The 26,891-nt window shown below is 56.4% G+C and carries 23 protein-coding genes and 1 pseudogene; 17 read left to right on the top strand and 7 right to left on the bottom strand.

Annotated features, from left to right (window positions below; genetic code table 11):
- The first annotated feature begins 151 nt into the window (after window positions 1-151).
- Window positions 152-1,027, top strand: coding sequence for an AraC family transcriptional regulator (locus K7B04_RS21605; RefSeq protein ID WP_223802998.1), 876 nt, complete (start codon window positions 152-154; stop codon window positions 1,025-1,027).
- A gap of 67 nt (window positions 1,028-1,094) precedes the next feature.
- Here K7B04_RS21605 and fghA read toward each other — a convergent pair whose 3' ends face one another.
- Entirely contained in the window at window positions 1,095-1,931 is an 837-nt protein-coding gene (gene fghA / locus K7B04_RS21600) for an S-formylglutathione hydrolase (RefSeq protein WP_163447606.1), read from the bottom strand.
- A gap of 138 nt (window positions 1,932-2,069) precedes the next feature.
- Here fghA and K7B04_RS21595 point away from each other — a divergent pair, with 138 nt between their 5' ends.
- From K7B04_RS21595 to mglC, 7 genes are all read left to right on the top strand, one after another.
- Window positions 2,070-3,203: a YbfB/YjiJ family MFS transporter gene (locus K7B04_RS21595; protein ID WP_064544224.1), complete on the top strand. Its 1,134-nt coding sequence runs from the start codon at window positions 2,070-2,072 to the stop codon at window positions 3,201-3,203.
- Window positions 3,204-3,318: 115 nt separating this feature from the next.
- Complete coding sequence (folE, locus tag K7B04_RS21590) at window positions 3,319-3,987, top strand: GTP cyclohydrolase I FolE (protein ID WP_064544110.1); 669 nt, start codon at window positions 3,319-3,321, stop codon at window positions 3,985-3,987.
- A 21-nt stretch (window positions 3,988-4,008) separates the two neighbouring features.
- Window positions 4,009-5,166 (top strand): DUF418 domain-containing protein YeiB, encoded by a 1,158-nt coding sequence (gene yeiB, locus K7B04_RS21585; RefSeq protein ID WP_223802997.1) that lies wholly within the window; start codon window positions 4,009-4,011, stop codon window positions 5,164-5,166.
- 157 nt (window positions 5,167-5,323) lie between these two features.
- Window positions 5,324-6,346: an HTH-type transcriptional regulator GalS gene (galS, locus tag K7B04_RS21580; RefSeq protein ID WP_163447608.1), complete on the top strand. Its 1,023-nt coding sequence runs from the start codon at window positions 5,324-5,326 to the stop codon at window positions 6,344-6,346.
- A 291-nt stretch (window positions 6,347-6,637) separates the two neighbouring features.
- Window positions 6,638-7,636, top strand: coding sequence for a galactose/glucose ABC transporter substrate-binding protein MglB (mglB, locus tag K7B04_RS21575; RefSeq protein WP_064544116.1), 999 nt, complete (start codon window positions 6,638-6,640; stop codon window positions 7,634-7,636).
- Window positions 7,637-7,710: 74 nt separating this feature from the next.
- Complete coding sequence (mglA, locus tag K7B04_RS21570) at window positions 7,711-9,231, top strand: galactose/methyl galactoside ABC transporter ATP-binding protein MglA (protein WP_223802996.1); 1,521 nt, start codon at window positions 7,711-7,713, stop codon at window positions 9,229-9,231.
- 15 nt (window positions 9,232-9,246) lie between these two features.
- Complete coding sequence (gene mglC, locus K7B04_RS21565) at window positions 9,247-10,257, top strand: galactose/methyl galactoside ABC transporter permease MglC (RefSeq protein WP_163447610.1); 1,011 nt, start codon at window positions 9,247-9,249, stop codon at window positions 10,255-10,257.
- Window positions 10,258-10,322: 65 nt separating this feature from the next.
- On the opposite strand, the gene sanA is transcribed toward mglC, so the two are convergent.
- From sanA to K7B04_RS21540, 5 genes are all read right to left on the bottom strand, one after another.
- A complete protein-coding gene (gene sanA, locus K7B04_RS21560; RefSeq protein WP_163447611.1) occupies window positions 10,323-11,039 on the bottom strand; it encodes an outer membrane permeability protein SanA in 717 nt (238 codons plus the stop codon).
- A gap of 187 nt (window positions 11,040-11,226) precedes the next feature.
- Entirely contained in the window at window positions 11,227-12,111 is an 885-nt protein-coding gene (gene cdd, locus K7B04_RS21555) for a cytidine deaminase (protein ID WP_163447612.1), read from the bottom strand.
- A gap of 129 nt (window positions 12,112-12,240) precedes the next feature.
- Window positions 12,241-12,936, bottom strand: a complete 696-nt coding sequence (locus K7B04_RS21550; RefSeq protein WP_163447613.1) for a CidB/LrgB family autolysis modulator — start codon at window positions 12,934-12,936, stop codon at window positions 12,241-12,243.
- Entirely contained in the window at window positions 12,936-13,334 is a 399-nt protein-coding gene (locus tag K7B04_RS21545; protein ID WP_163447614.1) for a CidA/LrgA family protein, read from the bottom strand. Before K7B04_RS21545 ends, K7B04_RS21550 begins: the two co-directional genes overlap by 1 nt.
- A 124-nt stretch (window positions 13,335-13,458) precedes the next feature.
- On the bottom strand, window positions 13,459-14,382 hold the full coding sequence (locus K7B04_RS21540; protein WP_163447615.1) for a LysR substrate-binding domain-containing protein: 924 nt from the start codon (window positions 14,380-14,382) through the stop codon (window positions 13,459-13,461).
- Window positions 14,383-14,552: 170 nt separating this feature from the next.
- Between K7B04_RS21540 and K7B04_RS21535 the strand changes: the two genes are divergently transcribed.
- The 5 genes from K7B04_RS21535 to K7B04_RS21515 are packed head-to-tail and all read left to right on the top strand — an operon-like array spanning window position 14,553 to window position 19,533.
- Window positions 14,553-15,911, top strand: a complete 1,359-nt coding sequence (locus K7B04_RS21535; protein WP_167575425.1) for an aromatic acid/H+ symport family MFS transporter — start codon at window positions 14,553-14,555, stop codon at window positions 15,909-15,911.
- An 11-nt stretch (window positions 15,912-15,922) separates the two neighbouring features.
- Window positions 15,923-16,951, top strand: coding sequence for a gentisate 1,2-dioxygenase (gene gtdA, locus K7B04_RS21530; RefSeq protein WP_167575426.1), 1,029 nt, complete (start codon window positions 15,923-15,925; stop codon window positions 16,949-16,951).
- Between the two features lie 14 nt (window positions 16,952-16,965).
- Window positions 16,966-17,667, top strand: a complete 702-nt coding sequence (locus K7B04_RS21525; protein WP_064544141.1) for a fumarylacetoacetate hydrolase family protein — start codon at window positions 16,966-16,968, stop codon at window positions 17,665-17,667.
- A gap of 8 nt (window positions 17,668-17,675) precedes the next feature.
- Window positions 17,676-18,320, top strand: a complete 645-nt coding sequence (gene maiA / locus K7B04_RS21520) for a maleylacetoacetate isomerase (RefSeq protein WP_167575428.1) — start codon at window positions 17,676-17,678, stop codon at window positions 18,318-18,320.
- Window positions 18,321-18,339: 19 nt separating this feature from the next.
- Complete coding sequence (locus K7B04_RS21515) at window positions 18,340-19,533, top strand: 3-hydroxybenzoate 6-monooxygenase (protein ID WP_163447619.1); 1,194 nt, start codon at window positions 18,340-18,342, stop codon at window positions 19,531-19,533.
- Window positions 19,534-20,107: 574 nt separating this feature from the next.
- Here the strand turns inward: K7B04_RS21515 and K7B04_RS21510 are convergent.
- Window positions 20,108-21,490, bottom strand: coding sequence for an aminopeptidase P family protein (locus K7B04_RS21510; protein WP_223802995.1), 1,383 nt, complete (start codon window positions 21,488-21,490; stop codon window positions 20,108-20,110).
- A gap of 86 nt (window positions 21,491-21,576) precedes the next feature.
- On the opposite strand from K7B04_RS21510, the gene dusC reads away from it, so the two are divergent.
- From dusC to ascB, 4 genes and pseudogenes are all read left to right on the top strand, one after another.
- Complete coding sequence (gene dusC, locus K7B04_RS21505) at window positions 21,577-22,515, top strand: tRNA dihydrouridine(16) synthase DusC (RefSeq protein ID WP_223802994.1); 939 nt, start codon at window positions 21,577-21,579, stop codon at window positions 22,513-22,515.
- A 155-nt stretch (window positions 22,516-22,670) separates the two neighbouring features.
- A complete protein-coding gene (gene bglG, locus K7B04_RS21500) occupies window positions 22,671-23,504 on the top strand; it encodes a transcriptional antiterminator BglG (protein WP_163447621.1) in 834 nt (277 codons plus the stop codon).
- Window positions 23,505-23,530: 26 nt separating this feature from the next.
- Window positions 23,531-25,470 (top strand): annotated as a pseudogene (gene bglF, locus K7B04_RS21495) (PTS beta-glucoside transporter subunit IIABC).
- 15 nt (window positions 25,471-25,485) lie between these two features.
- Window positions 25,486-26,880, top strand: coding sequence for a 6-phospho-beta-glucosidase (ascB, locus tag K7B04_RS21490; RefSeq protein ID WP_223802993.1), 1,395 nt, complete (start codon window positions 25,486-25,488; stop codon window positions 26,878-26,880).
- Window positions 26,881-26,891: the final 11 nt, after the last annotated feature.

The following is a 26,891-nucleotide window of genomic DNA, read 5'->3' as shown; positions in this document are numbered from 1 at the left end:
ATAATAGGAAGTTGCCCCGTGTGGCAAATGTGATTGCGCTCTTACTTTTACGTATCTCAGGTAATTAAAAATAATTTTATGGCGTATTTTGGCCTGAAAGTTTTACTTCGATGATGAAAGTTTAAGTTTATTAACATACGAGGCAAACGCGGTGGCCCACTCCCAGCGAACGGAAGACACGACTTATCTTGAGCAGATCCATCTCAACGATAAATCGATTTATTTCAATCGTATGCAAAATATGCCGGCCAATTACTATCACTGGCATCAGTGTGCGGAGATTCTCTCGGTGTCGCGTGGGGTCGGGATTGCGCTGATGGAACACCAGCAGTACACGGTCAAACCGGGTCGCCTGTTTATCTTCCCGCCCGGTAAGCTGCACAAGGTGTACGTCGAGCAGGATGAACGTAACCTTTATCATCGTACGACCCTGCACTTTAACCCGCTGCTGTTAGAACCGTGGTTACGGGATTTTCCCCGTCAGCAGATGCTGCTGCGCCAGCTGTGTGGCCGCGGTGAGAAGGCGCGGGTGTTTGATGTGGGCGACCTGCAGCCGGTGATTGAAACGCTGTTACAGCGCTTTGAAACGTTGACCCATGAGGAGAGCTGGAGTACCAGCGACAGCGCCTTCCTGATTATGCAACTGATTAGCCTGCTGCCGCAGCAGGAGCAGGCGACCGGGCATAATACCTTTTCATCGACCATCATTCGCTGGCTGGAAAATCACTACCACGAACGCTGTTCACTGGAGGAGATTGCGGCGGTAATGGGCTGTTCGCGCGGACACACCTCGCGGCGTTTTCATGATGAAACCGGCGGCACGATTCAGGAATATTTGATGATGCGGAGAATTCGTCAGGCTTGCGAATTATTGCTGCATTCACAGCTCTCGGTGCGGGAAATTGCTGAACGGGTCGGTTTTACCGAATACGCGTGGTTTATTACCTGTTTTCGCAAGAATATGGGCAAAACGCCGTTGCAGTATCGTAAGGCGTATCCCTACTCGCTGCCGGGCGCTGATTTGTAGGCCGGATAAGGCGTTTACGCCGCCATCCGGCAGGGTAGGGCAGATTACCGGATGGCGCTGCGCTTATCTACGCAAAGAGATGCTCCGCGTGGAACCGCAGATGGTCTTCAATAAAGGAGGCAATAAAGTAATAGCTATGGTCGTAACCCGGCTGAATACGCAGGGTGAGCGGCCAGTCTTTCTGCCGCGCGGCTTCGGCAAACACCGCAGGCTGTAGCTGGTCGGCCAGGAACTGATCGTTATCGCCCTGGTCAATGAGTAGCGGAACCGGCGCTTCAGCGCGGCTCGCCAGCAACAGCTCGGTGCTGTCCCATTCGGCCCAGCGTGCGATATCGTCACCGAGATAGGCGCTAAAGGCTTTCTTTCCCCAGGGCACACGGCTTGGGTTGACGATGGGCGCAAAGGCCGAAGCGCTGCAATATTGACCCGGATTTTTCAGCGCCAGCATTAACGCGCCGTGGCCGCCCATCGAGTGGCCGCTGATGGCACAGCGTTCACTCACGTTAAACTGTTCCTGAATCAGCGCCGGCAGTTCGTCACGCAGGTAATCGTACATGCGATAGTGGGCGGCCCACGGCGCCTGGGTGGCGTTTAAGTAGAAGCCAGCACCCTGGCCAAGATCGTAAGCGGCATCGTTAGCCACGCCTTCGCCACGTGGGCTGGTATCCGGCATGACCAGCACAATACCCAATTCTGCGGCAACACGCTGCGCGCCCGCTTTGGTGGTGAAGTTCTCGTCGTTGCAGGTCAGACCGGACAGCCAGTACAGCACTGGCGGCGGCGTTTTTTTGCCTTCCGGTGGCAAAAACAGGCTGAACGTCATCGGGCAGTTCAGCGTGGTGGAATGGTGCTGCCAGCGCTGCTGCCAGCCGCCATAACAGCGGTGCTCTTCAAGCATTTCCATGCGGGCTCCTCGCGGTTTTGGTCAGAATTAATAGTCCCATCATACAGATAATTCATCGCTGGTGAGTAACTTTCACTTCCGCATAACATTTACATGTTGCATCATAAAGATAACTTTACATTCACATTTGAGGCTTTCATGCCGGTACGAATTGCGCTCAGCGGCTTTCTGGTGCTAGTGGCAACGATGGGGATTGGGCGCTTTGCTTTTACGCCTCAGGTGCCGCTGATGATTGCGGAAGGTGAGCTGACGCTGACCAGCGCCGGGCTGGTGGCGGCGCTTAACTATCTGGGTTACCTGGTGGGTGCCTGGGATGCCATGCGGACCCATCGCGGCGTTGAGGCCCGACTGTATCTTGGCATCATCGGTGCGGTGGCGCTGACCTTTCTATCCGCGTTGGCGGATAACGCCTGGCTGCACGGTGCGCTACGTTTTGTTATCGGCTGCATGAGCGGCTGGTCGATGGTGCTGACGGCGGCATGGGTGAATGAACGGCTGGCGCACTATGCCAGGCCGGGGCTCAGTGCGGCGGTGTTTGCTGGGCCGGGGGCGGGGATCGCGATAAGCGGCCTGCTGGGCGTATTTATTCATGCGCAGGCGCTGAGCGCGGCGGCGGGCTGGCAGCTGTACGGCGTGCTGGCGCTGCTGCTGGTGGCGTTGATTGGCCGCTGGTTGCCGCGGCCCGGCGAACTGCACCGTAGCGGTGAAAAGCCGGAGCCATTAACCTTAACCCGCAACCTGAAGCGGCTGGTGTGGAGCTACAGCCTGGCGGGCTTTGGCTATATTCTGCCCGCCACCTTCTTATCGCAAATGGCCAGCCAGCGTTTCCCGGACAGCCTGTTTGCTCAGTTTATCTGGCCGGTCTTTGGCCTCGCGGGGGCAACAGGGATTGCGCTGAGTATTGCTACGCGTGGCTTGGGTCACACGCACCAGCGGTTGGCGATAGTATTGTGGCTGCAGGGCGTCGGCGTGCTGGCCGCCTGGCTGCTGCCGGGGATGAGTGGGCTGGTTGTCGGCGCGCTGCTGGTTGGCGGCGGATTCCTCGCGGCGGTACAACTCTCTCTGCTTTATGGCCGCGAGCTGGCGCCAAATCACGCCCGCTATATGGCCGGGCTGCTGACCACCGGCTATGCCGTCGGGCAACTGATAGGGCCAATGACTTCGGCGCTCTCGACCTGGCTGACCCAGCGACTGGAGCCCGCGCTGGGGATTGCTGCGGTTGCGCTGCTGATCGGTGGCGCGCTGGTCTGGCGTCCCCAGCCTGAAAGGTAAGAACGATTGCAATAATTATCGCGACGAATACTGGATTCTGTGCGTCGCCTCACGCACAATGAGTGCAAACTTTGCACCGACAAAAGCAAAGTGCACACCTGCAGGAGAAATAATAATGTCATCACTGAGTAAAGAAGCGGTCCTGGTACACGAAGCGTTGGTCGCCCGTGGTCTGGAAACCCCGCTGCGCCCACCGGTGCGCGAAATGGATAATGAAACCCGTAAGCGCCTGATTACCGGACATATGACTGAGATCATGCAGTTGCTGAATCTCGATTTAAGTGATGACAGTCTGATGGAAACGCCGCGCCGCATCGCCAAAATGTATGTGGACGAGATTTTCTCTGGTCTGGATTACGCTAATTTCCCGAAAATTACCGTCATTGAAAACAAAATGAAGGTCGACGAAATGGTGACCGTGCGCGATATCACGCTAACCAGCACCTGCGAACACCACTTTGTGACCATTGATGGTAAGGCGACCGTCGCCTATATCCCGAAAGATTCGGTGATTGGCCTGTCGAAAATTAACCGTATCGTGCAGTTTTTCGCTCAGCGCCCGCAGGTGCAGGAGCGTTTAACGCAGCAAATCCTGACTGCGCTGCAAACGCTGCTGGGGACCAACAACGTGGCGGTCTCCATTGACGCGGTGCACTACTGCGTGAAAGCGCGCGGTATTCGCGATGCCACCAGCGCGACCACGACCACGTCGCTCGGCGGTCTGTTCAAGTCCAGCCAGAACACCCGCCAGGAGTTCTTGCGCGCGGTGCGTCACCACAACTAATACGTCAGCGGAGCAGGGGACATGGAGAGAAACGTCACGCTGGATTTTATTCGTGGCGTTGCCATTCTGGGGATCCTGCTGCTGAACATCAGCGCCTTCGGCTTGCCGAAGGCCGCCTATCTGAACCCGGCCTGGTACGGCGAGGTCACCTCGCGCGATGCCTGGACGTGGGCCATTCTCGATCTCTTTGCTCAGGTCAAATTCCTGACGCTCTTCGCGCTCCTGTTTGGCGCTGGGCTCCAGCTACTGCTACCGCGCGGTTCACGTTGGATCCAAAGCCGCTTAACGCTGTTGGCGCTGCTGGGCTTTATCCATGCGTTGCTGTTTTGGGACGGTGACATTCTGCTGGCCTACGCGCTGGTAGGGCTTATCTGTTGGCGGCTGGTGCGTGACGCTGGGGAAGTCAAAGCGTTGTTTAATACCGGTGTGATGCTCTATGTCGTCGGCGTAGCCGTGCTGATCCTGCTGGGGTTGATTGCCGACAGCGGCCAGAGCCGTTCATGGGTGCCGGATGCTTCCAGTCTGCTGTATGAACACTACTGGAAGCTGAACGGCGGGCTGGAGGCGTTCAGCAATCGCACTGATATGTTATCCGCTAACCTGCTGGCGCTGGGCGCGCAGTACGGTTGGCAGCTGGCGGGCATGATGCTGATGGGGGCGGCGCTGATGCGCTGCGGCTGGTTGAAAGGGCAGTTCAGCCTCCGTCATTATCGCCGCTGTGCGGGCATTTGTATTCCGCTCGGCATGGTGATTAATCTGCCTGCGATTGCCGCGCAGTGGCATCTCGGCTGGGACTACCGCTGGTGCGCTTTCTTGTTACAGGTCCCGCGGGAAATCAGCGCACCCATTCAGACACTGGGCTATGCGGCGCTGGCCTATGGCTACTGGCCGCAAATCAGCCGTTCTAAACTTGCTGCAGCCGTTGTCTGCGTGGGCCGTATGGCGCTCACTAACTATCTGCTGCAAACGCTCATCTGCACCACGCTCTTCTATCATTTCGGTCTGTTTATGGAATTCGATCGCCTGACGTTGCTGGCTTTCGTGGTTCCTGTCTGGCTGGTCAACCTCGTCTTTTCCGTGTTGTGGCTGCATCGCTTCCGTCAGGGGCCGGTGGAATGGCTATGGCGGCAGTTGACGGCAATAGCCGCTGGTGTTTCATTCCGCAATACATTTAGATAACGATCGAGATCACAACCATTAACAAAATGGATGTAACCGTTTCCAGACGTGTGACCGCCCTCACGTAGTTGCCGCCAGCTCGCTGCCAGAATAGCGCATCTTGATGGACCCAGGAGGTGTCACGTGAACTGCAGCACTATTCAATCGGGCGGTGAGTATGGTCACCATTCGTGATGTCGCGCGCCAGGCTGGCGTTTCCGTTGCTACCGTCTCCCGGGTGCTGAACAACAGCGCACTGGTAAGCCAGGATACCCGCGAGGCAGTGATGAAAGCGGTTGCCGCGTTAGGCTATCGGCCAAACGCCAACGCGCAGGCGCTGGCCACCCAGGTCAGCGATACCATTGGTGTGGTGGTGATGGACGTCTCCGATGCGTTCTTCGGGGCGCTGGTGAAAGCGGTTGATACAGTGGCCCAGCAGTATCAAAAAAATGTACTGATTGGCAACAGCTATCATGAAGCGGACAAAGAACGTAACGCCATTGAAGTGTTGATACGTCAGCGCTGTAGCGCGCTGATCGTCCATTCAAAAGCGTTAAGCGATCGGGAGTTGAGCGAGTTTATGGCTCAGATGCCCGGCATGGTGCTGATCAATCGTATCGTCCCCGGCTATGCGCACCGCTGCGTTTGCCTCGACAACGTCAGTGGCGCGTTGATGGGCACCCGAATGCTGCTCAATCATGGCCATCAGCGTATCGGCTACCTGGCCTCCAGTCACAACATCGAAGATGACGACATGCGTCGGGAAGGGTGGGCGCGAGCCTTACTGGAACAGGGCATCGTGGCGCCAGACAGTTGGGTTGGCACCGGGACGCCAGATATGCAGGGCGGTGAGGCGGCAATGGTTGAACTGCTCGGGCGCAACGCCGGACTGACGGCGGTTTTTGCGTATAACGATAACATGGCCGCCGGGGCGCTAAGCGCGCTCAAAGATAACGGTATTGCGGTGCCGCAGCAGGTTTCGGTGATTGGTTTTGATGATATCCCGATTGCGCGCTATACCGATCCTCAACTCACCACCGTGCGCTATCCGATTGTTTCTATGGCAAAACAAGCCACTGAACTGGCGTTACTCGGTGCTGCAGGAAAGCTCGACGGTGACGCTACGCATTGTTTTATGCCGACCCTGGTTCGCCGCCACTCGGTGGCTCAGCGGCAATTTGTGCATCCCATCACGAACTAAGTTGTTAATCCGATGTAACCGTTTTCAATCTGTGAGTAAATTCACAGATTGTTAACATCGCGATGGCTATAGTGGCAGCGTTTATCAGGCTGAAACATGATGTAACGGTGATTAATCACTTTTTATAGCGTAGACCAGCTGCAAACACAGAATAAATCGTACTCTGGATCGTTACTCAACACGGAAGAACAAATTTTGATCAGTGAATTTCGTCGGGTGGTAACATTCCATTAACCATGCCCGCCGACTATTTTCACCCGTACTACCCTGCATAATAAAACCGGAGATACCATGAATAAGAAGGTGTTAACCCTGTCTGCTCTGATGGCCAGTATGTTTTTCGGTGCCGCAGCGCACGCTGCCGATACCCGTATCGGTGTGACTATCTATAAATACGACGACAACTTCATGTCCGTTGTGCGCAAGGCGATTGAGAAAGACGGCAAATCTGCCCCGGATGTTCAGCTGCTGATGAACGACTCCCAGAACGACCAGTCCAAGCAGAACGACCAGATTGACGTGCTGTTGGCAAAAGGCGTGAAAGCGCTGGCGATCAACCTGGTTGACCCGGCAGCGGCGGGCACGGTGATTGAAAAAGCGCGCGGCCAGAACGTGCCGATCGTTTTCTTCAACAAAGAACCTTCACGTAAAGCGCTGGATAGCTATGACAAAGCCTTCTATGTCGGTACCGATTCAAAAGAGTCCGGTATTATCCAGGGCGACCTGATTGCTAAGCATTGGGCGGCGAACCCGAACTGGGACCTGAACAAAGACGGTCAGATTCAGTTCGTACTGCTGAAAGGCGAACCGGGTCACCCGGATGCGGAAGCGCGTACCACCTACGTTATCAAAGAGCTGAACGACAAAGGCCTGAAAACCCAGCAGCTGCAGCTGGATACCGCAATGTGGGATACCGCCCAGGCGAAAGATAAAATGGACGCCTGGCTGTCTGGCCCGAACGCCAACAAAATTGAAGTCGTGATTGCCAACAACGACGCGATGGCGATGGGTGCGGTTGAAGCGCTGAAAGCACACAACAAATCTTCTATCCCGGTGTTTGGCGTCGATGCCCTGCCGGAAGCGCTGGCGCTGGTTAAATCGGGTGCGATGGCCGGTACCGTGCTGAACGATGCCAACAACCAGGCGAAAGCCACTTTCGACCTGGCGAAAAACCTGGCTGAAGGTAAAGGCGCCGCTGATGGCACCACCTGGAAAATTGAAAACAAAATCGTCCGCGTTCCATACGTTGGCGTAGATAAAGATAACCTTAGCCAATTCACCGGTAAGTAATCTTTAAATATATGGGGCGCACATCCGTGTGCCCCATAAATACTGACTCAGAATTATCGCGGCCAGGTATATATATGGACAACAATAATAGAGAGCCGTCAGGTGAATTCTTGTTGGAAATGAGCCAGATCAACAAGTCTTTTCCCGGCGTAAAAGCACTCGATAATGTTAACCTGAGAGTTCGTCCACACTCTATCCATGCATTAATGGGTGAGAACGGTGCGGGCAAATCAACGTTATTAAAATGCCTATTTGGGATCTATCAAAAAGATTCCGGCAGCATTCTCTTCCAGGGCAAGGAAATCGATTTTCATTCCGCTAAAGAGGCGCTGGAAAACGGTATTTCGATGGTCCACCAGGAACTGAACCTGGTATTACAACGTTCTGTGATGGATAACATGTGGCTGGGGCGTTATCCCACCAAAGGCATGTTTGTCGATCAGGACAAAATGTATCGCGATACCAAAGCCATCTTTGACGAGCTGGATATTGATATTGACCCGCGTGCGCGCGTGGGCACGTTATCTGTTTCGCAGATGCAGATGATTGAAATCGCTAAAGCCTTCTCCTATAACGCCAAAATCGTGATTATGGATGAACCGACCTCATCGCTGACGGAGAAAGAGGTGAACCATCTGTTCACCATTATCCGTAAGCTGAAAGATCGTGGCTGCGGCATCGTCTATATTTCGCACAAAATGGAAGAAATCTTCCAGCTGTGCGACGAAATCACCGTTCTGCGCGACGGGCAGTGGATTGCTACCCAGCCGCTGGAAGGGCTGGATATGGACAAGATCATCGCCATGATGGTAGGGCGCTCGCTAAACCAGCGCTTCCCGGACAGGCAGAACGTACCGGGGGAAGTGATCCTCGACGTGCAGCACCTGACATCCCTGCGCCAGCCGTCGATTCGCGACGTATCGTTCCAGTTGCGTAAAGGGGAAATCCTCGGTATCGCCGGGCTGGTGGGCGCCAAGCGTACCGATATCGTTGAAACGCTGTTTGGCGTACGTGAAAAGTCGAGCGGGACCATTACCCTGCACGGTAAGAAAATCAACAACCATAGCGCCAACGAAGCGATTAATAACGGTTTTGCGCTTGTTACCGAAGAACGCCGCTCAACCGGTATTTATGCTTACCTTGATATTGGCTTTAACTCTTTAATTTCGAATATCAAGAGTTATAAAAACAAAGTCGGCCTGCTGGATAATTCACGTATGAAGAGCGATACCCAATGGGTTATCGACTCGATGCGCGTAAAAACCCCAGGGCATCACACGCAAATTGGTTCGTTATCCGGCGGTAACCAGCAGAAGGTCATTATTGGACGCTGGCTGTTAACTCAGCCTGAAATTCTGATGCTGGATGAGCCGACTCGCGGTATCGACGTGGGTGCAAAATTTGAAATTTATCAATTAATCGCCGAGCTGGCAAAGAAAGATAAAGGGATCATTATTATTTCTTCAGAAATGCCAGAGCTGCTGGGTATTACTGACCGTATCCTTGTCATGAGTAATGGCCTGGTTGCCGGAATTGTAGAAACGAAAACCGCAACGCAAAACGAAATTCTCCGTCTTGCGTCATTGCACCTTTAATTTCAGGGGCTCGACATGAGTGCGTTAAATAAAAAAAGCTTTCTCACTTATCTGAAAGATGGCGGTATTTACGTTGTTCTTTTGGTTCTGCTGGCTATTATTATTATCCAGGACCCAACTTTCTTAAGTTTGTTGAACCTTAGTAACATCCTGACTCAGTCTTCTGTACGTATTATTATTGCCCTCGGCGTTGCCGGGCTGATTGTGACCCAGGGTACCGACCTGTCGGCGGGTCGTCAGGTCGGCCTCGCGGCGGTGATTGCCGCGACGCTGTTGCAGTCGATGGAAAACGCCAACAAGGTTTTCCCGGAAATGGCGACCATGCCAATCTTTGTAGTCATCCTGATTGTTTGCGCGATTGGCGCGGTGATCGGCCTGATTAACGGGATTATCATCGCTTACCTGAACGTGACGCCGTTCATCACCACGCTGGGTACGATGATCATCGTTTACGGCATTAACTCCCTGTACTACGACTTCGTGGGCGCGTCGCCGATTTCCGGCTTTGACAGCGGCTTCTCGACCTTCACGCAAGGGTTTGTCGCACTCGGTAGCTTCCGCCTTTCGTACATTACCTTCTACGCGTTGATTGCCGTTGGGTTTGTCTGGATCCTGTGGAACAAGACTCGCTTTGGTAAAAACATCTTCGCTATCGGCGGCAACCCGGAAGCGGCGAAAGTCTCCGGTGTGAACGTTGCGTTGAACCTGCTGGTGATTTATGCGCTGTCAGGCGTGTTCTACGCCTTCGGCGGGATGCTGGAAGCGGGTCGTATCGGCTCAGCAACCAACAACCTCGGCTTTATGTACGAACTGGATGCTATCGCGGCCTGCGTGGTGGGTGGGGTTTCATTCAGCGGTGGCGTGGGTACGGTGCTCGGCGTGGTGACCGGTGTTATCATCTTCACCGTTATCAACTACGGTCTGACCTATATCGGCGTCAACCCGTACTGGCAGTACATTATCAAAGGCGCGATTATTATCTTCGCGGTGGCGCTGGATTCACTGAAATACGCGCGTAAGAAATAACATATACATTAGGCAAAAAGCCCGGCGTTTGAACCGGGCTTTTTTACGTTTAAGCGTTGAGGTTATCAGGATTTTTTCTTCTGCAGTTCCAGCAGCTGCTCCGGCGTTACCGCCGGGTACCCCTGCGCATCATCCGGTACTTCCTGCTGGGCAGGAATCGGGATCAGCGGGCCTAAGAAGCGCGGCTCGCGCTTAAACAGGTAAAGATCGGCCAGCGCGCCAAAGCGGGCGCCAAATTCACGCAGACGAACGCTCCACATATCTTTCGGTGATGGCACCGCATAGCACTGCGCCTGAATGCCCATATGCAGGGCGATAAACAGCGCGCGTTCGCAATGGAAGCGCTGGGTAATGATGATGAAGTCGTTGGTGTCGAACACTTTACGGGTACGGACGATGGAATCGAGCGTACGGAAGCCGGCGTAATCCAGCACGATATCTTCCGGCGCCACGCCAGCTTTGATCAGATCGCGGCGCATGGTCATCGGTTCGTTATAGCTTTGCAGCGCGTTATCGCCGCTCAGCAGCAGATAGTTGACCTTGCCGCTGTTGTAGGCGTTAAGGGCACCCTGAATACGGTAACGGTAATACTGGTTGATCACGCCGGTGCGATAGTACTTCGCGGTGCCGAGCACCACACCCACCTGACGGTAGGGGAGATCTTGCAGCTCGTCATAGATGTAGGGCGCTGTTTTCCAGCTCATCCAGCGATCGAGACCCAGCACGGTCAACAGCAGCAGGCCGCACAGGACTAACAGGCTGTATAACACACGCTTTAACATGAACTTGGCTCAACCGTGGACGAGGGAGACATCAGGCTACTTTACCCGTCGGGCAAGCGCAAGAAACCATCGTTTAATTGCGGGGAAATTAGACAACGGAGGCGGATTACCGTTTGTAGGCCGGATAAGGCAAAGCCGCCATCCGGCAATCCGCGCCAGTCAGCCTGATGGCGCTGCGCTTATTGGGTTATGCCAACAGAACGCGATCGATATTGTGGCAGCCGAGCGCTTTCAGCGTTGCGGCGGTGGCATCCCACTGAATCAGCGGCGCGTCGGCGCGTTCTGCCAGAATGGCGCGCTGAATATCCGGGTAGTCGTAGCCGTTCAGGCTCAGCAGGTTCAGTGCGCCCTGCAACGGTGGCAGCGTCGGGTTAAACGCGGCGTTTTCAGCGTAGCTGCCGCTGAAAATGGTGCCATCGCGTAACTCCAGCGCGACGCCAGACGGCGATTGGCTGTACGGGGTATGGCTCTGATTCGCGGCTCGAATCGCAGCCTGTGCCAGTGCGTCGCCCTCGAGCGGATAACCGTGATCCTGTGCGTCCATCAGCAGGGTCTTGATCTCCAGATCTTTCGGGCCAAAGGCGTCCGGCAGGTAATCCTGCAACGTGTGTGGCTGACGGCCCGGCAGATTGATACGCAGCGCCAGTCCGCTGTTCAGCTCGTTCATAAACTGACGGCAGTGGCCGCACGGCGTGTAGTTGACGGTAATCGCTTGCAGCGCTTTTTCACCGCGCAGCCAGGCATGGCTGATGGCGCTTTGCTCGGCATGAACCGTTTGTTGCATGGTCGCGCCAAGGAATTCCATGTTGCCGCCGAAATACCAGGTGCCGCTGACACCGCGGGCAATCGCGCCAACGTTAAAGTGAGAGAGGTCTGCGCGGGCGCAAGCGGCCGCCAGTGGCAGGAGCGCGAAAGCGAGCGCGTCTTCGTCCAACCCCGTCGCCTGTTGCAGCGATGAGACCTGCCCGGCGCTTAACAGGGCAGGGAAGTGCGGATCGGCTAACAGCGGAGCGATAGCGGTCTGCAGGTCTGCCGCCAGTTGCGTAAAAGCAGATTGAAAACGTGGATGCATGGCGTTGTGCCTCATAACAATGTAATGGGATCGTAGTGTACGGGGCACGAACGCGACAATAAGTGATCAATATCTCATTGCTAGTGCAACGCATGCAATCTCAACCAAAAATGTGTGATTTGTCTCGTTTTATCCCACGACCGCCAGAATAATCGGGAACAGGAACGGTGCGATCAGCGAGGTAATAATCCCGCAAATGACCAAAGCCAGTGAACTAAACGCCCCTTCCTGGTAGTCCAGCTCCGCGCAGCGGGCGGTACCGAGGGCGTGCGACGCGGTGCCCATCGACAGGCCGCGTGAGGCTTTAGTGGTAATGCGCATCAGATTCAGCAGCGTATGGCCAAACACCGCGCCGAGGATCCCGACATAAATCACGCACACCGCGCTTATGGCTGGAATACCGCCGATGCTGCCGCTCACCGCCATCGCAATCGGGGTCGTGACCGATTTCGGCAGAATAGAGGCGGCAATTTGCGGCGATGCGCCCATCATCAGCGCCACGGTGGTGCCGGTAATCATCGCCACCGCGCTACCGATAAAGCAGATAGTGATGATGGATTTCCAGCGCGCGCGAATCTGGTGCAGCTGTTCGTACAGCGGGTAGGCGAGGGCGACCACCGCCGGTTGCAGAAGGTCGTTCAGTACTTCGCTGCCTTTGAAATAGTGGTCGTACGGGATGCCGGTCAGCATCAGGAACGGAATAATCACCACCATAGAAACCAGCAGCGGGTTGAGCAGCGGCATTTTGAAACGCGCGCCCAGCTTACGGGCGGCAAAAAAGACAACCAGGGTCAGCGGCAGCGACCACCATATATAATGGAGCATTATTTTTTCGCCTCTTCTTGCCCAACGACGTTACGTTCCCCGTGTACCAGATGTGAGCTCCAGCTCACCACGACCAGCACCACCAGGGTACTGATCGTGCAGGAGACTACCACCGGGCCAAACTGCGCGCTGAGCAGCGCGAAATACTGCATCACGCCAACGCCAATCGGCACAAACAGCAGCGCCATATAGCGAATAAGCACGTAGCAACCGGGGTTGACCCATTTGGCGGGCAGAATTTGCAACGCCAGCAGGACGAACAGGATAAGCATGCCGATAATGCTACCGGGGATGGTGATGGGCAGCAGCGAAGAAACAAAAATTCCGGCATAAAGGCAGGCGTAAATCAGCACGAATGCACGCAGGTATTGCCAGATAATATTCAGTGATTTGAGCATGGGATTCACCTTTGGTGGAATGCATTCATCATACAATTAAACCCTGAAATGTGCTACCGATCACAACATGAAATCTGAGCATAGCTGATATAGATAAGCGGAACATCAGCCATCTGTCCGCAGGTTAGCCCTCATGGTGTACCGGATGCGATAAAAAGTGGAGAAAACGGCTCAGCGCCAGCGACGGGAGATCCTTCTTGCGCCAGAATACGCCAACGCTGCCTTTCTGCTCAATGCGCGGCAGCGCCAGAATCGAGAGCTGTCCCTGACGTTGATAGCGTTCGGCCAGACGTAAGGAGAGAATCGAAATCATATCGCTGCTTTGCAGCAGGTTAACGCTGATGTTCATGGACGCCGATTCGATGGTATTTTCCGGCAACATCACGCCGTTTTCCACCAGCGCATTATCGATACTCTGGCGGATGGGCGTGCCGTTTGGCCAGACTATCCAGCGCCACGGGGCCAGATCGTTCCAGGTCAGGCTGGGGAGGCGCGCCAGTGGATGGTCGGTGCGCGCCACAAAGCACACCGGTTCGGTATACAGCACTTCATAGTTCAGCGGCAGTTCCAGCGCCCGGCCGCCGATACGCCCCACCACCACATCCACCACGCCGGACTGTAAATCATGCAGCAGCGGCGTCATTACCTTTTCTTCAATATTCAGATGTAGCGTCGGCATTTCGGCCAGCAGTGGGAAAATCGCCTGGGAAACGCAGTCGGTGGCCACCGGCGAGCAGCCAATTTTCAGGCTGCCAACCAGCCCGCCTTGCTTAAAGCGCTCCATCTCAAACTGTGAACGTTCGATATCGTTGATTAGCCGCTGGGCGTGCTGAAGCAGCAGCTTGCCGCCTTCCGACGGACGTAACCCTTTACTGTGTCGCTCGAACAGCGTCAGACCCAACTCTTCCTCAAACTGGGTCAGCCACTTCGACAGCGCGGGCTGCGTGATGTGCATTCTTTTCGCCACCTGGGTGAGATTTCCCTGCTCGCCGAGCGCCACCAGGATATGCAAATGATGTAGCTTCAGTTTCTGCGTCCAGTCCGCCATCAGGTATAACCTCCTGGTTATGGTTAAGCATGAAATGCCATTGTACAACTCATTTCTCTTATCACAAAATGGCAACATAAAAGCAAAAAAAGAAACATCTTACCCTGTGCCGTTCGGGCCAGACGCGCGAACGGCGAAATGGATAACCTGCATTTACCGAGGCCCTCCCTATGACGCAACGACGTGAACTTCAGGCGCTAATCGACGCCGCCCCTATCGGCGCGATGCAGTGGCGCGTCATTATTTGCTGTTTCCTGGTGGTGATGATGGACGGGTTTGATACCGCCGCCATCGGCTTTATCGCCCCGGCCATTCGTGAACACTGGCAACTGAGCGCCGCCGATCTTGCCCCGCTGTTTGGCGCCGGTTTGCTGGGCCTGACCGCAGGCGCGCTGCTGTGTGGCCCGCTCTCCGACAAGCTTGGGCGTAAACGGGTGATTGAATGGTGCGTCGCGCTGTTCGGCCTCTTCAGCCTGTTGTCAGCCTTCTCGCCCAATCTGGAAATGTTAATTGTACTGCGCTTCTTAACCGGCCTCGGCCTCGGCGGCGCGATGCCTAACACCATTACTATGACCTCGGAATATCTGCCGTCCCGCCGTCGCGGTGCGCTGGTCACCCTGATGTTCTGCGGCTTTACCCTCGGTTCGGCGCTCGGCGGTATCGTCAGCGCGCAGCTGGTGGCGGTGATTGGCTGGCACGGCATTCTGGTGCTGGGCGGCGTGCTGCCGCTGGCGCTGTTCTTCGGCCTGCTGGTCGCGCTGCCGGAGTCGCCGCGCTGGCTGGTCCGTCGTCAGCGTCCGCCAGCACAAATCAGCCGTACGCTCAGTGCCATGACCGGTGAGCGCTACGAAGACACCGAGTTCTGGCTGGATGAGCCCGCCGCCACGCAAAAGGGCAGCATCAGCCAACTGTTCGCCGGGCGTCAGCTCACCATCACGCTGATGCTGTGGGTGGTGTTCTTTATGAGTTTGCTGATCATCTACCTGCTTTCGAGCTGGATGCCGACGCTGTTGAACCATCGTGGTATCGATTTGCAACACGCCTCGTGGGTGACGGCGGCGTTCCAGGTCGGCGGTACGCTGGGCGCGCTGTTGTTGGGCGTACTGATGGATAAATTCAATCCTTTCTGGGTGCTGGCCGTCAGCTATGCGTTGGGGGCGGTATGCATTGTGATGATTGGCCTGAGCGAAAACGGTTTGTGGCTGATGGCGCTGGCGATTTTTGGCACCGGCATCGGTATCAGCGGGTCGCAGGTGGGGCTTAACGCGCTGACCGCGACGCTCTATCCCACGCAAAGCCGCGCCACCGGCGTGAGCTGGTCCAACGCCATTGGCCGCTGTGGCGCCATCGTCGGTTCGGTCTCCGGCGGCATGATGATGGCGATGAATTTCTCATTCGACACCCTGTTTTTTGTGATTGCCGTACCGGCCGCCGTTAGCGCCGTCATGCTGACATTGCTGACGCTGGTCGTACGCCAGTCATCCCGAGTACCCGAATCGCAGCCCGTTATGGGCGCGGTGAAAAGTTAAGGAGAATAATAATGACCGCGGATGTAAAACACGATCGCCAACAGTTCTACCAGCACATTTCCGGGCAAAACCTGACGCCGCTGTGGGAATCGTTGCATCACCTGGTGCCTAAAACGCCGAACGCCAACTGCGCTCCGGCCTACTGGAACTACCAGGAAATTCGCCCGCTGCTGCTGGAAAGCGGCACGCTGATTGGCGCGAAAGAGGCGGTGCGCCGCGTACTGGTGCTGGAAAACCCCGGCCTGCGCGGTCAGTCATCGATTACCTCGTCGCTGTATGCGGGCCTGCAGCTGATCATGCCGGGCGAGGTGGCGCCAAGCCATCGCCATAACCAGTCGGCGCTGCGTTTTGTGGTGGAAGGTCATGGCGCGTTTACCGCCGTGGACGGAGAGCGCACCCAGATGAGCCCCGGCGACTTTATCCTCACCCCGCAGTGGCGCTGGCACGACCACGGCAATCCGGGCGACGAACCGGTTATCTGGCTCGACGGTCTTGACCTGCCGCTGGTGAACTATCTCGGCTGCGGCTTTGCCGAAGATTACCCGGAGGAACAGCAGCCGGTGACGCGTAAAGAGGGCGATTACCTGCCGCGCTACGCCGCCAACATGCTGCCGCTGCGTCACCAGGTGGGCAACTCATCGCCGATTTTCAACTATCGCTATGACCGCAGCCGCGAGGCTCTGCATGACCTGATGCGTCTGGGCGAGGCCGACGAGTGGGATGGCTACAAGATGCGTTACGTCAACCCCGTCACCGGCGGCTACCCGATGCCGTCGATGGGCGCTTTCCTGCAACTGCTGCCGAAAGGCTTCCAGTCGCGTCAGGCGCGGACCACCGACAGCACCATCTACCACGTGGTGGAAGGCAGCGGCGAAGTGACCATCGGTGAGCAGACCTTCAGCTTTAAAGCGAAAGATATTTTTGTTGTGCCAACCTGGCACAGCGTGTCGTTCAACACGCCAGAAGAGACCGTGCTATTCAGCTTCTCGGATAGACCTGTCCAGGAAGCCCTGGGTCTGTTCCGCGAAGCACGCTATTAATCAGGAGAAGAAAAATGAGCAAATACGTATTTGAACCCCAGGCCCCGGTAGCGATTCCGGTTGTTGGCAGCGATGAGCAGTTCCCGGTACGCCGCGTTTACTGCGTAGGCCGTAACTATGCCGCTCACGCCCGTGAAATGGGCTTTGATCCAGATCGCGAACCGCCGTTCTTCTTCTGCAAACCGGCCGATGCGGTGGTCCCCGTTGCCGCGGGCGAAACCCTGAACCTGGCCTACCCGGCGCAGACCGACAACTATCACTATGAAATTGAGCTGGTGGTTGCCATTGGTAAAAAAGGCAGCGATATCCCGCTGGAAAAAGCCGAAGAGTACATCTGGGGCTACGCCACCGGTCTGGATATGACCCGCCGCGACCGTCAGATGGAGATGCGCCAGATGGGCCGTCCGTGGGAAATCGGCAAGGCGTTTGACCTCTCTGCGCCGATTGCCCCGCTGCATAAAGTCGCCGACGCGCCGTCGCTGGAAAAAGCGCCAATCTGGCTGCAGGTTGATGGCAAAGATCGCCAGCGCAGCGATATTGAACATCTGATTTGGGATGTGAAAGAGACCATCAGCTATCTGTCCGGCTTCTTCGAGCTGCAACCGGGCGACCTGATCTTCACCGGAACGCCGGAAGGCGTGGGCGCGGTGGTGAAGGGCGAAACCATCACCGGTAACGTCGAAGGGTTAACGCCCATCGCGGTGAAAATTGTTTGAGGTGACTGATGAAGCTGTACAGTTTTTTTAATAGTTCGGCCTCTTACCGCGTCCGTATTGCGATGGCGCTGAAGGGCATTGACCACCAGACGGTAGGCGTCAACATCCGCATCGGCCAGCAGAACGCGCTGGAGTACCGCCGCCTGAACCCGGTGGGGCTGGTGCCTGCGCTGATTACCGACGACGGTGAGTCGCTGGGGCAATCGCTGGCGATTATTGACTGGCTGGACAGACATTTCCCGCAGACGCCGCTGCTACCGGCGAACGATCCGCAGCGCATGCGCGTGCTGGAAGTGGTGTACGCCATCTGTTGCGACATCCACCCCATCAACAACATGCGCGTATTGCGCTACCTCAGCGATGAGCTGAAGGTCAGTGAAGAACAGAAAAAACGCTGGTATGCACACTGGATCCAGCAGGGGCTAAGCGCGGTTGAGCAACTGCTGCGTCGAAGCCAATCCGGGGCGTTTTGTTTTGGCGATGCGCCGACGCTTGCCGACTGCTGCCTGGTGCCGCAGTGGGCTAACGCCGAGCGCATGGGCTGCGATCTGAGCGGATTCCCGCGCTGTAAAGCGGTCTATGACGCCTGTACGGCGCTGCCGGCGTTTATCGCCGCCGCTCCGGAAAACCAGCAGGACAAGATCCCGGCGTAGTCAGAAAAGGAGAATTATCATGGCAAAAGTCACGCGTGCAATCATTGTCGGCGGCGGTATTGGCGGTGCGGCCACCGCGCTGTCGCTGGCGCGTCAGGGCATTCAGGTGATGCTGCTGGAGCAGGCGCATGAGATCGGCGAAATTGGCGCCGGGATCCAGCTGGGGCCGAACGCGTTTTCCGCGCTCGATAGCCTGGGTGTGGGCGACGTCGCCCGTCAGCGTGCGGTCTTTACCGATCACATCACGATGATGGATGCGGTTAACGGTGAAGAGGTGATCCATATTGAGACGGGACAGGCGTTCCGCGATCACTTCGGCGGCCCGTATGCGGTTATTCACCGTGTGGATATCCATGCCACGGTCTGGGAAGCGGCACTCCAGCATCCTGGCGTGAAATATCGCACTTCCACTCATGTAGTGGACATTCGTCAGACGGCGGATGATGTCACCGTATTTGATGATAAGGGCAATAGCTGGACGGCGGATATTCTGATCGGCTGCGACGGCGTGAAATCCGTGGTGCGTCAGAGCCTGCTCGGCGATACGCCGCGCGTCACCGGTCACGTGGTGTACCGCGCGGTGGTGGAACGCGACGATATGCCGGAAGACCTGCGCATCAACGCGCCGGTGCTGTGGGCAGGCCCACACTGTCACCTGGTGCACTATCCGCTGCGCGGCGGTAAACAGTACAACCTGGTCGTGACCTTCCACAGCCGCGAGACGGAAGAGTGGGGCGTGCGCGACGGCAGTAAAGAAGAAGTGATGTCGTACTTCAAAGGCATTCACCCGCGTCCGCGCCAGATGCTGGACAAACCGACCTCCTGGCGACGCTGGTCCACCGCCGACCGCGAGCCGGTGGAGAAGTGGGGTAACGATCGCATTACGCTGGTGGGCGATGCCGCACACCCGGTAGCCCAGTATATGGCGCAGGGTGCCTGCATGGCGCTGGAAGATGCGGTGACGCTGGGCAAAGCGCTGACGCAGTGTGACGGTGATGCCGCCCGCGCGTTTGCACTGTACGAGTCTGTGCGTATTCCGCGTACCGCACGTATCGTCTGGTCCACCCGCGAAATGGGTCGCCTGTACCATGCGGCGGGCGTTGAGCGTCAGGTGCGTAACCTGCTGTGGAAAGGGAAAACCCAGGACGAGTTTTATCGTGGGATTGAGTGGCTGTACGGCTGGAAAGAAGATAACTGTCTGGAACCGCGATAGCCGCGATGGGCTCTCTCTTTTAAGGATTGCCTCTTATACAAAAATTAGTGGGACAGGACCGAATATATATTAGTCAGGTGAAAGGTTCCGTTCACTTTACGTCAGGCAGAACATGACGTCTTTTCACCGGTGAACGGGCCAAGGGGGGCGGCCGCGCCCCCCTTGACAATCCCCGCGGCCCCGCGGGGAAATCGGTGCTTCGCACTACGCTCACCTACGAACTCCAGCCTGCGGCACGGCGAAACTCGACATCCTGTCTCGGTTCGCCTCAGTCCGCCATCCATGGCGTCCTGACCTTGTCTTCCATTCTCCGGTTCGCCGATTTCCAGCGGGGACTCATCGGTTTCAGTGGCTCTGGTTTTTGCTGTTAACTAAAAGACCGCACTGGTGTTGGCGGAGGCGACTGGCCGCCCCTTGCGCGCTCCCTGCGCCCGTGCAATTTATGTGGCGAGAACCGGATAAGGAGCGCAACGGAGTAATAAATCCGCATACATCTCCCTCATCCCTGATAACTGTCGTCGGGAATTGTGTATAAGAGACAGCTTCAGGGAGAGGAGGTCGAATGTGCCGCAAACTAACCCACCAGCGCCTTATCTTTGGCTAACATAAACGGCCGCAGATACCCCACGGCGTTAGAGAGCGGTATCACGTCATCGCTCAACGCAATATGCAATGTCTCGCGAATATACGCCCGGCGCGCTTCGATACGCGCCCACAGTTGCGGATAATCCCGCGCGATCTGCTGCTGCAACGCCGCGTCCGCCAGCGCCACGCTCTCTTCGGCGCTCACTCCGGTATACCCCGGCACCGACGGAATAATATCGATCTGCACGATCATGCCGCTTTTCAGCGTCTCGGCGGAGTCAGGATAAACCGGTGACGACATCCACTCCTCATCGGCGCTCAGGTGCCCCGGATTCAGATGCCAGCCGTACTGGGCTTTCGGCAGCACGCATTCAACTAAATCGTACAGCTCGTTGCCCGACATACCGATCTTAATATGTTCAAGCCACGTTGCTATCGCGCCGAAGTAAGGCTTTGCCACCCGGTCTAAATAATCGCGCTGGTTTTCCGGCAGCTCGCTTTCATCGGCAATGACAAACCCGGTTCGGCTGGACAGCCCGCCCTTAAACCCGGTGGTCATCGACAGCGGCTGGCCGCGCTCGACCTTTTTCCATGAAGGGTAGAGATTAGCCTTCTCAAAACGCTGCCCGGTTGCGGCGATGGTGACGACCGACGGTGCCTGCCCTTCGGCAGTAAGCAGCGCGCCCAGATCCACTTCACGAATGCCCGGTTCGACGGCGTCCAGCGCTGCCAGCATGCAGCGAGAAGCCAGGTTCGCGCCGTACTCATAATGGGCGATTTCGTTGGCGTTATTCACCACTCTCACCCCTTTGTTGCCGCCAATAAACAGATGCGCGGCGTTTATCAACTCGGCGTGAGTGCTCTGTTTTATTGCGTCGACGATAAACCACGGCAGGTCAAACAGCTTCGCGTTGTCACTCCCGGCAGCCGTAAACATCTTCCAGCCCACGAGGCCCACTTTCGACATCGCGCTCAGCCCTGTTTCGCTAAACAGTTGTGCCAGCGGTTTTTCGTTATCCATTGGCTGATTCGGCAGCGAGAACAGCGGGCAGTGCTTTAGCGTGACCGGAATACGCGAGTGAGCCGCCATCTTCAGGTTTTCATTACCGAGGATCGCGGTGGCGTGCCCGGATTTATGCAGCACCAGCAGACCTTCCTCAAAACGCGGGATAAATCCGGTCAGGTATTCAAAATTACTGCCGTGCTCTTTATCGGCGTAAATGATCAGCGCGTCAAAACGTTCTTCCTGCATCCGTTCGAGCAGCTTCGTTTTGCGCTCAAGCAGGGTGGCATCGGTCAGCGTGACCGGCGGTACGTCGCTGAAGCCGCACGGCGGCTGGATACGCTTTAGCTGGATATCCCTGGTATTCATTATTCACCTCCTGATGTGTCGACTGGCAGTGGAAAGCGGCATACTAAGACGTTACCATAGCGCCTCTTTTTTTTCCGGATAACAATATGCGTGTTTTACTGGCACCGATGGAAGGTGTGCTCGATTCCTTAGTGCGCGAGCTGCTGACCGAAGTGAATGATTACGATCTGTGCATCACCGAATTTCTGCGCGTGGTGGACCAACTGCTGCCGGTAAAATCGTTCTACAAGCTCTGTCCGGAACTGCATAACGAGAGCCGCACGCCTTCCGGCACCCGCGTGCGTATCCAACTGCTGGGGCAATATCCCGAGTGGCTGGCGGAGAACGCCGCCCGCGCGGTGGAGCTCGGTTCCTGGGGCGTGGATCTCAACTGCGGCTGCCCGTCGAAAACCGTTAACGGCAGCGGCGGCGGGGCCACGCTGCTAAAAGACCCGGAGCTTATCTACCAGGGGGCAAAAGCCATGCGCGAAGCGGTGCCGGCGCATCTGCCGGTAACGGTTAAAGTGCGTCTGGGCTGGGACAGCGGCGCGCGGCAGTTTGAAATTGCCGACGCGGTGCAGCAGGCAGGGGCCACTGAACTGGCGGTGCACGGGCGCACCAAAGAAGATGGCTATAAGGCCGAGCGCATCAACTGGCAGGCGATTGCCGATATCCGCCAGCGGCTTTCCATTCCGGTTATTGCTAACGGTGAGATCTGGGATTACGACAGCGCGCAGGCGTGCATGGCCGTGACCGGCTGCGACGCGGTGATGATTGGTCGCGGCGCGCTGAACGTGCCAAACCTCAGCCGGGTTATCAAATACAACGAGCCGCGGCTGCCGTGGCCGCAGGTGGTCGATATACTGAAAAAATATGCCTATCTGGAAAAGCAGGGCGATACCGGGTTGTACCATGTGGCGCGCATTAAGCAGTGGTTGGGCTATCTGCGCAAAGAGTACGCTGAAGCCACCGAGCTGTTTACTGCCGTACGCGCGTTGCAGGAATCGAAACTGATTGCCCGGGCGATTCACGACTGGCAGGCATAAAGTATCCGATCTGCATCACAATTTTCCCGTCGCTCCATTGAGCAAAGCGACCGTTAAATGAAATACTCGTAGCCGATTGTTACTGCTACGGCAGGCAAAACCTGATTATCTGACGTTTGTCAGGAGTCAGGTTTTTTTGTTTCTGGGGTTCATAAATGCAGATCGCCAAAGTTCTTAATAATAATGTGGTGGTGGTTCTGGATGAACACCGGCGTGAGCAGGTGGTGATGGGGCGAGGGCTAGCCTTTCAGAAACGCGTCGGGGACTTATTGGATGAGTCGAAAATCGAGAAAATTTTTGCCCTGCAAAGCGATGAGCTGGCGGGGCGTTTAGGTGAATTACTCAGTCAGATCCCGCTGGAGGTGATGACCACCTGCGACCGGATCATCGAACGGGCGCGCGAGCGGCTCGGAAAATTGCAGGAAAGCGTCTACATCACGCTGACCGATCACTGCCATTTTGCCATTGAGCGGCAGAAAAACGGCGTTGCGCTGCGCAACGTGCTGCTGTGGGAGACCAAACGGCTCTACCCGAAAGAGTTTGCCCTGGGCCAGGAGGCGCGGGCGCTGATTGCCCAGCGTCTCGGCGTTGAGCTAGCGGAAGATGAAGCCGGGTTTATCGCCCTGCATCTGGTGACCGCGCAGCTCAACAGTGAAATGCCGGAAGTGATGCACGTCACCCGGGTAATGCAGGAAATTTTGCAACTGGTGAAGTATCAGCTGCGGCTGGAGTACAACGAAGAGTCGTTAAGCTATCAACGCTTCGTGACTCACCTGAAGTTTTTCGCCCAGCGGATGCTCACGCGAACGGTGGTAGAAGACGACGACGCAGAGCTGCACAGCGCGGTGAAGGACAACTACGCCAAAGCGTGGAAGTGCGCGGAGACCGTCGCCCTGCATTTGCAAAACAGCTACCAGCGGTCGCTGACGACGGAAGAAATTATGTTTCTCGCCATTCACATTGAACGGGTGAGAAAAGAGGGGCGTTAGCCCTTCCACAACTGGATTGTTACTGCATCATGCAGGCAAAACCTGAGCGCGACGTCTTACCGGCGTCGTTCTCGGGTTTTTTTGTTTTTAATACTCGGTCAAGGAATATTGCATGGAATACAAAGCACTCGCGCAGGATATTCTCAGCCACGTTGGTGGCAAAGAGAATATTGTGAGTCTGGTTCACTGCGCCACGCGGCTGCGTTTTAAGCTTAAAGAGAGCGGTAAGGCGGATGCTGAAGCGCTGAAGGCCAACCCAGGCGTCATCATGGTGGTGGAGAGCGGCGGTCAGTTTCAGGTGGTGATTGGCAACCACGTCCACGACGTCTGGCAGGCGGTGCGCTATGAAGCGGGGATCACCGATGACAGCGAACCGGTAGCGGTGAAGGGGGAAAAAACCTCTCTCCTCGGCCAGGTGATTGACGTGGTTTCCGGTATTTTTGCCCCGTTTATCGGCGTGATGGCGGCGACGGGTCTGCTGAAGGGGCTGCTGGCGCTGGCGGTGGTGTGCGGCTGGCTTAATCCTGAGCAGGCGACTTACAAAATCTGGTTTGCCGCCAGCGACGCGCTGTTCTTCTTCTTCCCGCTTTTCCTGGGCTATACCGCCGGGAAGAAGTTCGGCGGCAATCCGTTTATCTCGATGGTGATCGGCGGCGCGTTAACGCATCCGTTGATGATTCAGGCCTTCGAAGCCGCGCAGGCACCGGGAGCGAGCGCAGAGTATTTTCTCGGGATCCCGGTGACGTTTATCAACTACAGCTCGTCGGTTATCCCGATTATTCTCGCCGCCTGGGTCAGCTGCTGGATTGAACGGCGCAGCAACGCGCTGCTGCCTTCGGCGATGAAAAACTTCTTCACCCCGGCGATTTGTCTGGCGATTGTGGTACCGCTCACCTTCCTGATTATTGGCCCGGTGGCGACCTGGCTCAGCCATATGCTGGCGAACGGCTACCAGGTGGTGTATGAAGTCGCTCCGTGGCTGGCCGGGGCCGCATTGGGCGGGTTGTGGCAGGTTTGTGTGATCTTTGGCCTGCACTGGGGGCTGGTGCCGCTGATGATCAATAACATGACCGTCCTTGGCCACGACTCCATGCTACCTATCATTCTCCCCGCGGTGCTGGCGCAGGTGGGGGCGGTGCTGGGTATTTTTCTTGCTACCCGCGATATGCGTCAGAAAGTGCTGGCGGGATCGGCGTTTTCCGCAGGACTTTTTGGTATCACCGAACCGGCGATTTATGGCCTGACGCTCCCGCTGCGTCGCCCGTTTATTTTTGGCTGCGTGGCCGGCGCGTTGGGCGGGGCGATTACCGCGTTCAGCAATAGCTACGCATTCTCGTTCGGTCTGCCGAACATCTTCTTCCCGGCGCAGATGATCCCGCCAGGCGGTATTGATGCCAGCGTGTGGGGTGGGCTTATTGGCACCGCGGTGGCCTTTATTCTCGCCTGTGCGCTGACCTTCTTTGCCGGATTACCGCGTAAAACGATTGAGCCGATGGCGGTCGTGAAAGCCGGTGAAAATGACGTGTTGTCGCCAATGACCGGCACCGTGCTGGCGCTGGATCAGGTGCCGGACAGCACGTTCGCCAGCGGGCTGCTCGGCAAGGGCGTGGCGATTATCCCGAGCGAGGGCAACGTGATCGCGCCGTTCAGCGGTGAGGTGGCGTCGATTTTTCAGACCAAGCACGCCATCGGTTTATTGAGCGACAGCGGGATTGAGCTGCTGATCCACGTGGGGATCGACACCGTTAAACTCGACGGTGCGCCGTTCACCGCCCACGTCAAAGAGGGCGACAAAATTCAGGCGGGCGATCTGCTCTTAACCTTCGACCGCCAGATGATTCTGGACGCCGGTTACGACCTGGCGACGCCGATTATTATCAGCAACAGCGATGACTATCCGGGGCTGGATATTGTTGCCGCCAGCGCGGTAAGCGCCGGTCAGCCGCTGTTAACCGTACAGCATTAATCACAGGAGAGAGAGATGAAAACATTCCCACAGACGTTCCTTTGGGGCGGCGCGACCGCGGCAAACCAGGTTGAGGGCGCATATCTGGAAGATGGCAAAGGATTGTCAACGTCCGATGTCCAGCCTCAGGGTATTTTTGGCGAGGTGGTTGAGCGCGTCACGGGCGACAGCGGTATTAAAGATATCGCCATCGATTTCTATCACCGTTATCCGCAAGATATCGCTCTGTTTGCGGAAATGGGCTTTAACTGCCTGCGCGTTTCGATTGCCTGGACGCGTATTTTCCCGAACGGCGATGACGCGCAGCCGAACGAAGCCGGGCTGGCCTTCTACGATAAGCTGTTCGACGAGATGGCCCGTCACAACATTACGCCGCTGGTGACGCTCTCGCACTACGAGATGCCGTGGGCGCTGGTGAAAAACTACGGCGGCTGGGGCAACCGCAAGGTGATTGATTTCTTTGAACGCTACGCGCGTACGGTATTTGAGCGCTATAAGGGCAAGGTCAAACTGTGGCTGACCTTCAACGAAATCAACATGTCGCTGCACGCGCCGTTGACCGGCGTAGTCCTGCCGGCGGGCAGCAGCAAGGGTGAAATCTATCAGGCGATTCATCATCAGCTGGTGGCCAGCGCGCTGGCGGTTAAAGCCTGCCACGAGATCGTGCCGGAAGGCAAAATCGGCAATATGCTGCTGGGCGGCCTGATGTACCCGCTGAGCTGCAAACCGGAAGATGTATTTAAAACGCTGCAGGAAAACCGCAGCTGGCAGTTCTTTGGCGACGTGCAGTGTCGCGGCGCTTATCCGGGCTATATGCTGCGTTATTTCTGCGATAACGGTATCGCGTTGGACATCACCGATGCCGACCGTGAGGCGCTGCGCACCACCGTCGATTTTGTCTCCTTCAGCTACTACATGACCGGCTGCGTGACCGCCGATGACGCGCTGAATAATCAGGCGCGCGGTAATATTCTCAATATGGTGCCGAACCCGCACCTGGCAAGTTCGGAATGGGGTTGGCAGATCGACCCGCTGGGCCTGCGCACGCTGTTGAACGTGCTGTGGGATCGCTATCAGAAGCCGCTATTTATTGTTGAAAACGGTTTAGGGGCGAAAGACAAAGTGGAAGCTGACGGCAGTATTAACGATGACTACCGCATTAGCTACCTGAACGATCACCTGGTGCAGGCGCGAGAGGCGATTGAAGACGGCGTTGAGCTGATGGGCTTTACCAGTTGGGGGCCGATTGACCTTGTCAGCGCGTCGAAAGCCGAGCTGTCCAAACGCTACGGTTTTATCTACGTCGATCGTCACGATGATGGCACCGGTACGCTTGCGCGCAGTAAGAAGAAAAGCTTTGACTGGTATAAAGAGGTGATTGCCACCAACGGTGCGAGTCTGAAAGCGTAAGCTTCGGTGAA

This window comes from Kluyvera sp. CRP (assembly GCF_019930565.1).
GTDB lineage: Bacteria > Pseudomonadota > Gammaproteobacteria > Enterobacterales > Enterobacteriaceae > Kluyvera > Kluyvera georgiana_A.
The sequence above is the reverse complement of the archived record's forward strand: the minus strand, read 5'-3'. Positions and strand labels throughout refer to the sequence as shown.